Source organism: Micromonospora sp. NPDC049101 (assembly GCF_040648675.1).
In the GTDB taxonomy this organism is placed as follows: domain Bacteria; phylum Actinomycetota; class Actinomycetes; order Mycobacteriales; family Micromonosporaceae; genus Micromonospora.
The window spans coordinates 1-13,764 of sequence record NZ_JBEZED010000022.1; the positions used below are offsets into that span (position 1 = coordinate 1).

9 protein-coding genes are annotated in these 13,764 nt (G+C 69.4%); 3 read left to right on the plus strand and 6 right to left on the minus strand.

Translation table 11 applies throughout. The features are described 5' to 3' along the window. The first annotated feature begins 156 nt into the window (after nt 1-156). Both AB0B57_RS26030 and AB0B57_RS26035 read left to right on the plus strand, forming a co-directional pair. Entirely contained in the window at nt 157-1,086 is a 930-nt protein-coding gene (locus AB0B57_RS26030; protein WP_357074983.1) for a hypothetical protein, read from the plus strand. A gap of 168 nt (nt 1,087-1,254) precedes the next feature. Then, nucleotides 1,255-2,988 (plus strand): cellulose binding domain-containing protein, encoded by a 1,734-nt coding sequence (locus AB0B57_RS26035; RefSeq protein ID WP_357074986.1) that lies wholly within the window; start codon nt 1,255-1,257, stop codon nt 2,986-2,988. Nucleotides 2,989-3,066: 78 nt separating this feature from the next. Here AB0B57_RS26035 and AB0B57_RS26040 read toward each other — a convergent pair whose 3' ends face one another. The 6 genes from AB0B57_RS26040 to AB0B57_RS26065 all read right to left on the minus strand — a co-directional run bounded on the left by AB0B57_RS26040 (nt 3,067) and on the right by AB0B57_RS26065 (nt 11,497). After that, nucleotides 3,067-4,794: an IlvD/Edd family dehydratase gene (locus AB0B57_RS26040; protein ID WP_357074989.1), complete on the minus strand. Its 1,728-nt coding sequence runs from the start codon at nt 4,792-4,794 to the stop codon at nt 3,067-3,069. 59 nt (nt 4,795-4,853) lie between these two features. Next, on the minus strand, nt 4,854-5,738 hold the full coding sequence (locus AB0B57_RS26045; RefSeq protein ID WP_357074992.1) for a carbohydrate ABC transporter permease: 885 nt from the start codon (nt 5,736-5,738) through the stop codon (nt 4,854-4,856). Beyond that, nucleotides 5,738-6,679 (minus strand): sugar ABC transporter permease, encoded by a 942-nt coding sequence (locus tag AB0B57_RS26050; RefSeq protein WP_357074995.1) that lies wholly within the window; start codon nt 6,677-6,679, stop codon nt 5,738-5,740. Before AB0B57_RS26050 ends, AB0B57_RS26045 begins: the two co-directional genes overlap by 1 nt. An 81-nt stretch (nt 6,680-6,760) precedes the next feature. Continuing rightward, entirely contained in the window at nt 6,761-8,101 is a 1,341-nt protein-coding gene (locus tag AB0B57_RS26055) for an extracellular solute-binding protein (protein WP_357074999.1), read from the minus strand. Nucleotides 8,102-8,206: 105 nt separating this feature from the next. Continuing rightward, entirely contained in the window at nt 8,207-10,366 is a 2,160-nt protein-coding gene (locus AB0B57_RS26060; protein WP_357075002.1) for an alpha/beta hydrolase-fold protein, read from the minus strand. A gap of 108 nt (nt 10,367-10,474) precedes the next feature. Next, nucleotides 10,475-11,497, minus strand: coding sequence for a LacI family DNA-binding transcriptional regulator (locus tag AB0B57_RS26065; protein WP_357075005.1), 1,023 nt, complete (start codon nt 11,495-11,497; stop codon nt 10,475-10,477). A gap of 673 nt (nt 11,498-12,170) precedes the next feature. Between AB0B57_RS26065 and AB0B57_RS26070 the strand changes: the two genes are divergently transcribed. Then, nucleotides 12,171-13,694 carry an alpha-L-arabinofuranosidase C-terminal domain-containing protein gene (locus AB0B57_RS26070; RefSeq protein ID WP_357075008.1) on the plus strand — a complete coding sequence of 508 codons (1,524 nt, stop codon included), beginning with the start codon at nt 12,171-12,173 and terminating at the stop codon, nt 13,692-13,694. The last annotated feature ends 70 nt before the right edge of the window (nt 13,695-13,764 follow it).

Below are 13,764 nucleotides of genomic sequence, written 5' to 3' on the forward strand. Positions count from 1 at the left end.
GCCCCACCGCGGGGGGGGCCCCGCCCCCACGCCCCCCCCCCCCCCCCCGGCGCCGCGCCGCGTTCGGAGCGAGGAGAGTAGATCCCTCCCGCGAGGGAGCACCCGTCCCCTGTCAGCGGGGTTCGTCCGCGCCGAAGCGGCGCAAAGATCGGATGCATGGCGACGACGATCGCCCGCAGGACGGGCCACCGCCAGACGTACGTTGTGCTCGGCTGGGCCGTGGCATACGGGGGCGTGCGTCTGGCGTGGACCGTCGGCGAGGCTCCGGCCCTCCGGCGGTTCGGGTCGGACCTGCTGGGCTTCACCGGCTGGTGGTCGGTGGCGTTGTGCCTGACCGTGGCCGTGGTGGCGGTGGCGCTGGACCGGGCGACGACGTGGCGGCCGATGCTCGCGGGAGTGGCCTGGGCGGTCGCCGGGGCGCTTGTCGCGGCGGCCGCGATCCTGCTGCCGGAGCTGGTGGGCTTCCTGCTGTTCACGGTCGGCCCGTACTTCGATCCGACGGCGTTCGCCAGCCGGCTCGGTTGTGTGACCGGGGCGGTCCTGCTCGGCCTGGCCACCGCCCACTACCAGCGGCGCACCCGGGGCGACTGTCCGCAGTGCTGCCGGACGGTCCGCCCGGGTTGGCGGCGCGTGGCCCCGGCACGCTGGGCACGCTGGGCCGCGTACGCCGCGGTGGCCGGCCTCGTCGGCCGCTTCGCGGCCCAGCTCCTGGTGGGCTTCGACGGGCTCACCCGGGACGCCTCGGTGGTCGGGTTGGAGATCGGCCTGCTGTTGGCGGGAGTGCTGTTGCCGCTGGCGCTCGTGCACGGTTGGGGGGAGATCTGGCCGGCGTGGGTGCCGCTGCTCGCCGGCCGCCCGATCCCCCGTCCGCTGTTGCTGGTGCCCGGCTTCGGGCTCGGGGCGGGCATCGTGGCCTACTTCGGCATGGGGCTGACGCAGTTGGTGTCCGGATCGGTCAGCCAGTTCTCCGACACGTTCCTCTGGCTGGCGATGTCGGCGTACTGCGTCCTCGGGCTCGGGCTCGTCGTGGCGTCGAGCGACTACCACCTGCGCACCCGCGTCGCGTGCGGGGCCTGTGGACGATGACGGCCACCGGGCCGGGACGTTACGGCATTGACATACATCATTAGACGAATTAACTTCCTGGCAACGAGGCGATTGGGAGCGCTCCCAATGGCCGAGCCACCCATGGGCTCGACGAACAGTCGGGCCCCTGGACGCGTCGACCGCCACCACCATGTCAGGAGAGGTCGCATGAGAAGACGAAGAGGGACAAACACGGCGCTGGTGTCGGCCAGCGCCGTCCTGTTGGCATCGGCCGGGGTCGCCCTGGCGATGCCGGCCGGGGCGGCAGCCGCTGGCTGCTCGGTGGACTACAGCGTGTCGTCGCAGTGGCAGGGTGGCTTCGGCGCCAACGTCGCCATCACCAATCTCGGTGATCCGGTCAGCAGTTGGACGCTCGGCTGGTCCTACGGCGCCGGGCAGACCGTCACCCAGGCGTGGAACACGACGCTGACGCAGAGCGGCGCCGCGGTCACCGCAAAGAACGTCAGTTACAACGGGGCCATCGCCACCAACGCCACCGTCTCGTTCGGCTTCAACGGCTCGTGGACCGGCAGCAACCCCGCTCCGACAAGCTTCACGCTCAACGGGGTGGTCTGCACCGGCGACCCCGCGCCGACCACGCCGCCACCGACCAGCCCACCCCCGACCACCCCACCACCCACCACGCCACCGCCGACGACTCCGCCGCCGAACGGACCGGCGGACATCACTGTGAACAGCGCCACCAGGTACCAGACCGTGGACGGGTTCGGGGCCGCGCAGTCCATCTGGGGCAGCGCCTGGTCGACGACGGACACGCAGACGCTTGTCGGAATGGGCGCCAACCAGTTGGGGCTGTCCATCGTGCGGACCGGCCTGTCGCCGGAGTCCAGCGAGTGGGCGACGCACGTCAACTCGTTGAAGACGGCCGAGGCGTCCGGGTCGAACGTGAAGATCCTCGCCTCGCCGTGGACCGCCCCGGCGGCGTGGAAGACGAACAACAGCCGGGTCAACGGCGGCAAGCTGAAGACCGACTACTACGACGACTACGCCAACCATCTCAACAGCTACGTGCAGTACATGCGTGGCCAGGGCGTGAACATCGACGTCACCTCGGTGCAGAACGAACCGGACTGGCATCCGAACTACGACTCGATGGACTGGAGCGGCACCGAGCTGCGCAACTTCGTCCGCGACCAGGGCACGAAGGTGCAGAACACCAAGCTGATGGTCGCCGAGGCGGTCAACCTCAACTACAACTTCACCGACCCGACCCTCAACGACACCACCGCCCGCAACAACATCGGCTACATCGGCGGGCACCTGTACGGCACCGAGGACTCCGGCCGGCTCAAGCCGTACCCGTTGGCCGCGCAGTACAACAAGCCGGTGTGGATGACCGAGTGGAACCTGCACGAGGCCGACGGTGGCGGCTCCAACATCTGGGGCAACCCCGCCAACGTGACGGTCTGGAACGAGACCCTCGACGACATCATGCGCACCGTGCACCGGTCGATGGAGGCCAACTGGAGCGCCTACATCTGGTGGTACGGCAAGCGCTACTACTCCTTCATCGGTGACGGCGAGGCCGCGTTCGGCACCGTCGCGGGCGCTCCGCTCAAGCGCGGGTACGCCTTCTCGCAGTACGCGAAGTACGTCCGCCCCGGCTACCAGCGGGTCGGCCTGACGAAGAGCTCCAAGGCCTCCCCGCTGGAGGTGACCGCCTACCAGGGCGACGGCAAGATCACCCTGGTGATCCTCAACCGGTCCAACAGCGCGGTCAACAACGCCGTGATCCAGGCACCGCAGAACGTCACCACGGCCGAGCACTTCCTGACCTCGCAGAACGCCAACGCGGCAAGCCAGCCGACGAGCGTCAACGGCGGTCAGGCCACCATCAACGTCGGCGCGCGCAGCATCTCCACGCTCGTCTTCACCCTCTGAACACCACCGCTCGACCCTGAGAGCGGTCCGACGTCACGGGAGCCCCGGCAACCCGCCGGGGCTCCCGTTTCGCGACGGTCAGTGCGAGTGGCGGGGCACGGCGCTGCCGCTGCCGCCGACCAGGAAGTCCAGGTCGGCGCCCTGGTCGGCCTGCAGGACGTGCTCGCTGTACAGCTTTGCCCAGCCCCGGTCGGCGCTCAGCGGTGCCGGATGCCAGCCGGCACGGCGCTGGGCGAGTTCCGTGTCGTCGACCAGGAGGTCCAGGCGCCGCGTCGCGACGTCGACCCGGACCAGGTCGCCGGTGCGCACCAGCGCCAGCGGGCCACCCACGGCCGCCTCCGGGGCCACGTGCAGGACGCAGGTGCCGTACCCCGTGCCGCTCATCCGGGCGTCGGAGATCCGCACCATGTCCGTGATGCCGGCTTCGAGCAGCCGACGCGGCATGGGCACGTTGCCGACCTCCGGGAAGCCGGGATAGCCGCGTGGGCCGGCGTTTCGGACCACGATCACCGTGTCGGGGGTGACCTCCAGGGCCGGATCGTCGGCCGCGACGACGTAGTCCTCGATCCGGTCGAAGACGAGCGCCGGCCCGGTGTGCGCGAGAAGGTGCGCGGAGGCGGCGGACACCTTCAGCACGGCCCCGTCCGGCGCGAGTGACCCGCGCAGCACCACGGTGCCCGAGCCGGCGGGCTGGAACGGCTCGGCCATCGTGCCGATGACCTGCCGGTTCCAGCACTGGACGCCGCTGATGTTGTCGGCCACGCTCGCCCCGCTGACGGTGACGTGCTCCAGGTGCAGCAGCGAGGCGATCTCGTTCATCACCGCCGGCACGCCGCCCGCGTAGGCGAAGTCCTCCATCAGGTACGCCCCGGACGGCATCAGGTTGACGAGCATGGGCACGTCGGCGGTGAGGATGTCGAAGTCCTCCAGGGTCAGCGGGACGCCGAGGCGGCCGGCGATCGCCAGCAGGTGGACGACGGCGTTCGTGGAACCGCCGATCGCGGCGTTGACCCGGATGGCGTTCTCGAACGCCTCCCGGGTCAGCACCGTGGACAGCCGTTGGTCCTGCCCGACCATGGCGACGATCCGCCGGCCGGCGGCCTGCGCGAGCGCGTACCGGCGCGAGTCGACAGCCGGCACGGCGGCCGCACCCGGCAGTTGCACGCCCAACGCCTCGGTCACGCAGGCCATCGTGGAGGCGGTGCCCATGGTCATGCAGTGCCCCCGGCTGCGGGACATGCCGACCTCCGCCTCCGCGCAGTCGGCCGCGGTCATCCGGCCGGCGCGCTGCTCCTCGGTGAAGCGCCAGACGACGGTGCCCGACCCGATGTCCTGGCCCCGGAACTTGCCGTTCAGCATCGGACCGCCGGTGATCATCAGGGTGGGCAGGTCGACACTCGCCGCGCCCATCAGCAGGCCGGGGGTGGTCTTGTCGCAGCCGGAGAGCAGCACCACCCCGTCGAGGGGGTTGGCGCGGACCGACTCCTCCAACTCCATGGCCAGCAGGTTGCGGTAGAGCATGGTCGTGGGCCGCATCAGGGGCTCGCCCAGGCTCATGGCGGGAAACTCCAACGGCAGGCCGCCGCTCTCCCACACGCCGCGCTTCACCGATTCGGCCAGATCGCGCAGATGGGCGTTGCAGGGTGTCAGCTCCGACCAGGTGGTGGCGATGCCGATCACCGGGCGACCGTCGAAGACGTCGTCCGCGAAACCCTGGTTGCGCATCCAGGACCGATGGATGAACCCGTTGCGGCCCTCCGCACCGAACCACTGCCCGCTGCGCAGCGGACGATCCGTCGTCGACATCAGCACACCTCTCTGTCATGCGTGCGGCCGCGGGGTGCGCGGCGGTCACGGGGTGGCACCTACCGGAGGCCGCCGACGGACAGCCCGCCGCGCCAGTGCCGTTGCAGGCTGAAGAACGCGATGACCAGTGGAATCACGGACACCAGCGAGCCCAGGATGATGAGGCTCCACAGCGAGGTGCCGCCCGAGTTGTTCGCGGAGGCGATCCCCTGCCACAGACCGAGGCCGACGGTCACCGGGAAGAGCCGGTTGTCGGAGAGCATGGCCAGCGGCAGGAAGTAGTTGTTCCAGGACGCCACGGCGGACAGCAGGAGCACGGTGACCACCGCGGGGCGCATCAGCGGAAGGGCGATCTGGACGAAGGTGCGCAGCTCGCCCGCGCCGTCGACCCGCGCCGCGTCCAGCAGCTCGTCGGGCACCGCGTCCCGCGCGTACACGTGCATGAGGTAGACGCCGAACGGGTTGAGCAGCGACGGGAGGATCACCGCCCAGACCGTGTTGGTCAGGCCCAGCCGGGAGAACATGATGAAGGTCGGGATGACCAGGGCGGTGGCGGGCACCATCACCGCGCCGAGCACGACGGCGAAGCTGAAGCGCCGGGCGGCGAACCGATACTTGGCGAAGCCGTAGCCGGCCATCACCGACAGGACCGTGGCGCCGATTCCGCCGGCGATCGCGTACAACGTGGAGTTGAGGATCCACCGCAGGTAGATGCCACCGTCGTAGGTGAACAGCTGCCTGAGGTTGCCGACGTAGTCGATCTGGTCGGAGAACCACATGGTGTTGCCGCCGCCGAACAGGCCCGGTGCGTCCTTGGAGCTGTTGACGACGACCCACCAGAAGGGTACGAGGAAGTAGATCACCATGAAGCCGAGCAGGATCTGCAGCGGCAGGTAGCGCTGCGGTCGGCGGGGGCCTGCGCTGACGCTCGTGCGGTTGGCCATCAGAGGAAGCTCCTCCGCTTGCGGGTGAAGAACAGGAACACGTACACGCAGACGAACACGATGCCGCCGAGGGCGAACGAGATCGCCGATCCGTAGTTGAAGTTGGCGAGCGAGAACGCCTGCTGGTACGCGTACATGTTGGGGGTGAAGTCCGCGCCGATCGTGCCGGCGGCGAGGTACCGCAGGATCTGCGGCTCGTTGAAGAACTGCAGGGTGCCGATGAGCGCGAAGACGAGGATGAGGCTCAGCGCGGGCGCGATCAGCGGAATCTTGATCCGCAACGCGACCTGCCACCGCCCCGCGCCGTCCATCCGGGCGGCCTCGTAGAGCGTCGGATCGACCCCCTGCAACGCCGCGTACAGGATGATCATGTAGTAACCCACCCACTGCCAGGTGACGACGTTGAGCAGGCCGTAGAAGATCAGGTTGCTGCCCAGGAAGTCGGGTGCGGTCGCCCCGATCAGCCCGAAGATGTCGGTGAGCGGGCCGAAGCCCTTGCTGTAGAGGAAACCCCACATCACCGCACCGATGACCGTCGGGATCGCGTAGGGCAGGAAGATCATGAGGCGGGAGAAGCGGGCGAACAGGGACGTCACCGCGTCCAGGATGAGGGCCATCGCGAGCGCGATGGCGATCTGCACCGGGATGGCGACAAGTGCGAAGCGGATGACGAACCACGCCCCGGACAGGAAGCTCGGGTCGGTGAACGCCTTCACGTAGTTGTCGAAGAGGACGAAGCTGGTGCCGCCGATCAGTTTCTTCTGGAAGAGACTGAGATACAGCGCGTAGCCCAGCGGCGCGATGAGGAACGCCAGGAAGACGACCGCGAACGGCCCGACGAAGAACCACCCCATCAGGTGTTCGCGGAGGTGCACCTTGCCACGGGTCCTGCGTGTCTCGGCGCGGGTACGCGCGGCGCGCTGCTCGGTCAGGAGTGTCATCTGTGGTCTCCGGGACGTGGACGCTACGGGTCGTGGGCGGGTGGGCCGGCCGTCGAGCGGCGGCGCGGCCCACCCCTGGGGTCACTGAACGGTGAAGCCCTGTTCCTTGGCGTACTTCGTCACGTCGCCCTGAAGCTTGTCGGCGGCCTGCGAGCCGCTTGTGGAGCCCTTGATGATCTCGCTGATCTGCTTCGTCATCGCGTCGAGGTAGTACTGACCGAACGGTGCGTAGGCGACGCCCTTGTAGGCGTTGGCGGCGGGGACGTAGACCTCCTTGTTCGCCTGCTGGCCGTCGAAGAACGCCACCTTCAGGTCGATGAACGCCGGATCGTTGAGTGCCGTGAGGTTCAGCGGGAAGATGATCTGGTTGGTCCAGCCGTCGGTGAGTGACTCCTTGTCGGCGTAGAGGCCGTAGGCGACCTTCGCCGCCAGGTCCGGCTTCTTCGCCTGCTTGGTCACCGAGAAGGCCGACCCACCCCAGTTGACCTGCACGGGGTTGTTCACATCCCACTGCGGCAGCGGCGCCACCGCGAACTTGCCGGTGTCCTGGCCCTTGCCGACACCCGCACCGGTGAGATAACCCGGCGCCCAGGCCGCCGAGATGTACGTCGCGTAGTTGCCGCTGATCACGCCGGAGATGTACTCCGGGGTGAACTGGTCCTGCGTCCCGACCAGGCCCTTCTTGGCGAGGCCGCCCCAGTAGTCCAGCACGTCCTTGGAGGCCTGGTCGTTGAGCTTCACCCCGATCGACTTGGGCTGCGCCGGATCGAAGGTGAAGGGCGAGGCGCCCTTCTGGATCTGCAGCGCCATCAGGACCGCCGGGACGTTCGCGCCCAGGTCCCCGAAGAGCGGGCCTCCGGCGTCCTTCACCTTCTGCGCGGCCTGCTCGTACTCGGCCCAGGTCTTCGGTGGTGTGATCTTGTACTTGTCGAAGATGTCCTTGCGGTAGATCATGCCCATCGGGCCACCGTCGACCGGGACGCCGTAGACCGCGTCGCCGACCGACACGTCCTTCCAGGCGCCCTCGCCGTAGTTGGCCTTGACCGCGTCGTAGCCGTACTGCTTGATGTCGACGAGCGCGCCCTGGATCTGGAAGGTCGGGATCCGGTCCGCCTCGACCATGATCACGTCGGGTGCGCCGGTGCCCGCCGAGATGGCCGTCTGGAACTTGTCGTACTCGTCGCCGCCCTGCCCGACGTTGGTCCAGCAGACCTGCACGTCGTCGTGCTGCTTGTTGAAGTTGTCGACGACGAGCTGGGTGTTGGGATACCAGCCCCACATCGTCACCACCGGCACGTTCTGCTTGGTGATGGTGTTCGTGCAGTTGCTCGCGTCGCTGCCCCCCTCGTCGGAGGAGCAGGCGACGAGGCCAGCCCCGGCCGCGAGCATGGTCACCGTGGCGAGTATTCGTTTCGTCTTCATCGACGTGATTCCCTCCGGGGTTGGCGGTGCGACAGTCTCCTGCTCGGCGGGCGCCACCGGGCGCGGGAGACCCCGCTCCCGGTGGCGCCGCCGGACACGCTGCTCCTAGCGCTTGAACAGACGCGGCGCCAGGTCGATGAGGTTCTTCTGCCACACGTCCCAGCCGTGCGGCCCGGGGGTCACCCCGTCGAACTCGTAGCGGATGCCGAGGGTGTTCAACGTGGTCAGCGATGCCATGAAGCTCGGGTACACGAAGTCGGTCTGGTCGCCGACGTACAGGCGCAGCATCGTGGTCCCGTTGTTGATCGCCTCGACGTCGACGCCGGTGCCGCTGCCGAACCCGGCGGACAGTGCCGCGACGTAGGCGAACTCACCCGGGTAGGCCCGCAGCACCCCCAACGCCTGCCCGCCGCCCATGGACAGGCCGGCGATGGCCTGCTGCGACGACTCGCTGGAGACGTGGTAGCGAGCGCGGGCCGTCGGCACGATGTTGTCCAGCAACTCCCTGTTGAAGTTGGACGAGTTGCCGTTGCCCATCACCACGACCATGGGCGTCAGGTCGCCGTCGAGGAACTGGTGGTCGAGAATCTGCTTGGCGCGGCCCATCTCGACCCAGTCGGTGTAGTTCTGGCCGCCGCCGTGCTGGAGGTAGAGCACGGGATACGGCTGCGGCCGGGCCGGATCGTATCCGGGTGGTGTCCACACCAGCGCGGTGCGCTCCTGGCCCGCCACGGTGCTCAGATAGGTCATGCTCTCGACCGTGCCGCCCCGGCCGGCGGGCACGTCCGACAGCAGGCGAGCGCCCGGCCCGGGGAGGAGGAAGGTGCTCCACGTCGGTTCGGTGGTCACCTTCGTCGGGTTGGCGGTGTCCTTGACCGCGACCCGGTCCACGATGAGCCGGTAGTAGTAGAACCAGGGCTTCAGCGGGCCCACTGTCGCTCGCCACCGGTCGCCCTCGCGGGTCAGCGGCACGCGCAGCCAACTGCCGCCCGGCGCGATGTTCGCCCATACCGTGACGTGCTGGGCGTCGGTGAAGTCGGTGGTGGTCTCGAAGGTGACGAAACCGTCCCTGGTGACGAAGGGCGTCGGGGTGGTGCCGGCCGGCGGCGGGGCGAACTCCCCCGTCAGCGGCCGGTGACCGGGGCTCGGGCCGTGGTCCGACACGTGCTGGAACAGCCGCGGCACGAAGTCGACCAGATTCTCCTGCCAGGTCTGCCAGTTCGCACCACCGTCCGGGTTGATCCCGTCGAACTCGAACCTCACATCGGCCCGGTCCAACGCCCGCATCAGCCGGTAGGTGGTGTTGTACGCGGGATCCGTCACGTTGCCCGTGTAGAGGCGCAGCAGCTTGACCGCCCGGGCGTTCCTCCGATCGACGGTCGGGGCCGCGTGGCCCGAGAACCAGCCCACGTGGGCGAACTGGCCAGGACTGGCCACGGCCGCTCCCAGCGCCTGCGTCGCGCCGTCGGACACGCCCGCGATCGCCTGGTGCGCCGGGTCGCGCAGGACCCGGTACCTGTCGGCGACCGCCTTGCGCAGCTCCCTGCCATCCGCGCCGTTGGCGTCGTTGATCACGACCACCATCGGCCTGCTGGCGCCCTCGGCCGCGAGGTTGTCGAGGATCTGCCTGGTCCGGCCGAGGTCGAGCCAGTCGGTGGTGGGCACGTCCTCGCCCGACTGCAGATAGAGCACCGGGTAGCCCCTGGAACCCTTGGCCGCGTACCCCGGTGGGGTCCAGACCAGGGCCGACCGCTGCCCGCTCCCGGTCCGGTAGGTCAGGGTCTCGACCCTGCCGCCGGTGCCCGGCGGCACGTCCGCCAGCCACCGGGCCGAGTCACCCGCGACGAGGAAGGTGCTCAGGAGGGGTTTGGACGCCACACCCGTGCTGTTCGTCGGATCCTTGAGGCTCCTGGTGTCGTCGGCGGTGAGCTGGTATTGGTAGAGCCCCGGCTTGAGCGGGCCAAGAATGCCCGACCACACGTCGCCACGCCGGGTCAGACCAAACTCCGCCCACGCCGCGGAGGGGCCGATGTTGCCTTCGACGACGACCTGCGACACCGTGCCCAACTGCTCCTGGATGTACGCCGCGGGAACGGTGAACGAGGCGTAGCGATCCGGGGAGACCTCCAGCCACGGCGTCTCCGCCGCGGCCGGCTGCGGCGCGAGCAGAACAGTCGCGGCCGCCATGACTCCGGCGGCGAACACCGCCGAGAGCCGACGCACGCCCGATCGGCGTGAACGCCAGTGGTACGTTTCGGTTGTCACGCTCCACTCCTTTCCTGCGCCGGCAGCGGATGCGACCCAACTGACCGGCTCAACTCATCGGTGGATCTCGCCGTGGGTCTGCGTGCACACCTCCTTCGCGGGCCTGGGTCACCCTCGTGCCGTGCCTCGTGGTGGCGCGCTCGATCCGCGGATGACCAGGCTGGTCGGGAGCACCACCTGGCGCGGCCCCTCCCACTCGCCGGTCACCAGCGACCGCAACATGCGCGCGGCCTCGTACCCGAGCTGGTACATCGACTGGTCCACGGTGGTCAGACCCGGCTCGGTCAGCGCCGACTCCGGGATGTTGTCGAATCCGACGACGGACAGGTCCCCGGGGACCGAGAACCCCAGCTCCGCGGCGACCTCCAGCACCTTGAGGGCCATCCCGTCGCTCGCCGCGAAGATCGCCGTTGGCGGGTCCGCCCGGTGCAGCAGGGCGCGCGCCAGCGGGACCGCCGACTCGGGGTTGAAGTCCCCTTCGCCGATCAACGTCGGGTCGATCGGGATGCCGGCGTCGCTCAGCGCCGCCCGGTATCCCTCCTCCCGCGACCAGGCCGCCGCGAGGCTGGATCGGCCCGCGATGAACCCGATGCGTCGGTGGCCCAGGCCCAGGAGGTGCTCGACCGCGGTGGTCGCGCCCGCGAGGTTGTCGGCGGTCACCGAGGGCGCCGTCGAACCCCGCACCGGGTCGATGGCCACGATCGGCGTCCGGCTCTGCACCTCGCCCCAGGGTGTGACGACGATGCACCCGTCGGTGAGGGTGCCCGACAGGCGCGTCACGTGCCGCTTCTCCCAACCCTCCGAATACGATCCGTAGAGGTCGCTGTTGGCGTAGATGATCAGGTCGAAGCCGGAGCGACTCAGCGCCTTCATCGCCCCCTTGAGCACCTCCGCCGTGTACGACTGGAAGCTGTGCGTCACCAGGCCCAGGACGTTGGTGCGGCTGCGCCGAAGGCTGGTGGCCACCAGACTCGACTCGTAGCCGAGTTGCTCGATGGCCGAACGGACCTGAGCGATCGTGCGGGCACTGACGCCGTAATGCCCGTTGACCACTCGCGAGACGGTGGCGGTGGAAACGCCGGCAACCCGTGCCACATCACTCATTGTCGCTGGGGCATTGACCTCGATCATGCCGCTCCCTCTGGACTGCAATCGTTATCGGTTACGTTTCCAGGGTGTTGCCAACGTAACCGACAGGGGTTACGAGCACAAGACCTCCGGACCGGGGACAACCGTCCTACCAGGACAGTTGTCGGGACACGATGGACCGACGCGGGTTGTCACGAAAATGTGGCCGACTGTCACTCCGGGCGGCCGATTAGAGCTGCCGACCTCCGGCCCGGAAGAATGGCGGGCAAGCGCCGTCGGAATCCATTCCATCCAACGACGAGGCGAACGGCGACGCGGAAATGCGGGCCACCGGAAACCGGCCCGGGCCGCCGTGGCGGTGAATCCGGTCGGCGCCTGCACGGCGGTCGCCCGGCCGGGCGAACATTGATCGCGGGCGACGTGTTCCCTACTGCAAACGTAATCGGTAACGTTTACATAGATCGAGAACGTAACCGACCGCCACCGCGATGTCCAGACCTCGCACACGGCCACCACCACCCCTCGGTTCCGCTGCCGCGGCAGAGATCTCGGCGTCGGGGCCCGCACGAAGGGAGCCCGTCCTGAACCCCCACCGCAACCCGCCGGAGCACCTGGCCGGCACCGGATGCCCACTCCCCCACCGCCGCCGGCTGCCCGCCCGGCCCAGGCCGGACCGGCAGGCCGGGATCGCGCCGATGGTCACCGGGGAGGCGCCGTGCACACCGCGCGTCTGAGCCTGGACCCCCGTCGGCGCGTCGCGCCGGTGCCGCGTCGACTCTTCGGCTCGTTCGTGGAGCACCTGGGTCGCTGTGTCTACACCGGCATCTACGAGCCGGGGCACCCGACGGCCGACGCCGACGGCTTCCGGGGCGACGTCCTCGCGCTCGTGCGCGAGTTGGGCATCACCACGGTCCGCTACCCGGGCGGCAACTTCGTCTCCTCCTACCGGTGGGAGGACGGCGTCGGGCCGGTCGCGCAACGACCGGCCCGGCTCGACCTCGCCTGGCACAGCCTGGAGACCAACGCGTTCGGGCTCGACGAGTTCATGCGCTGGCTCGGCAAGGCGGACGCCGAACCGATCATGGCGGTCAACCTCGGCACCCGGGGCACCGCCGAGGCGGTCGACCTCCTCGAGTACGCCAACCACCGCGCCGGCAGTCACCTCGCCGACCAGCGGCGCGACAACGGCGCGGTCGACCCGTACGGGATCCGGCTGTGGTGCCTGGGCAACGAGATGGACGGCCCGTGGCAGGTGGGCCAGCGCAGCGCGACCGAGTACGGGCGCCTCGCCGCACAGACCGCGAAGGCGATGCGCCGGTTCGATCCCGGTCTGGAGCTCGTCGCCTGCGGCTCGTCCCACCTCGGCATGCCCACGTTCGGCAGTTGGGAACGCGACGTGCTCACCGAGGCGTACGACGACGTCGACCTGATCTCGCTGCACGCCTACTACCAGCCGGTCGACGACGACCTGCGCAGCTTCCTCGCCTCCGCCGAGGACATGGACACCTACATCGACGCCGTCACGGCCATCGCCGACTCCGTCGGTGCGATCCGCCGCTCGACCAAGAAGATCATGATCGCGTTCGACGAGTGGAACGTCTGGTACCAGTCCGCCGCCCCGTCGACGCCGCCGAGCGGCGAGGACTGGCCGGTCGCACCGCCGTTGTTGGAGGATCACTACAGCGTGGCCGATGCCGTCGTCGTCGGTGGCCTGCTGATCAGCCTGCTGCGGCACAGCGACCGGGTGGCGGCGGCGTGCCAGGCGCAACTGGTGAACGTCATCGCACCGATCATGACCGAGCCCGGCGGCTCGGCCTGGCGGCAGACCATCTTCCACCCGTTCGCCCGCACCGCCCGGCACGCCCGGGGGGCGGTGCTCGACGTGCTGCGCGCCGGCAGCACGACGGCCACCGACCGCTACGGCGAGGTGGCGGCGGTCGACGCGGTCTGCACCTGGGACGACAGCACCGGCGAGCTGGCCGTGTTCCTCGTCAACCGGGGCACCGACGCCCCGGCCGCGGTGACCGTCGACGTCAGCGGCGCCCAGGTGACCGGGATCATCGAGTGTGTCACCGTCGGCGGCACCGACCTGGCCGCCAAGAACACCGCCGACGGCCCGGACCACGCCGAGCCGCGCCCCAACGACACGGCGCGACAGGCCGACGCGGACGTCCGGCTGACCCTGCCCCCCGCATCCTGGACGATGCTGCGGATGCGGGCCACGGAAGCGACCCGGTGACCGGCTGAGGCGGCGGTGCCCCGGCCGTCACTCCTGACACCAGGGGTGGCGGCCGGGGTTCATCCCACCG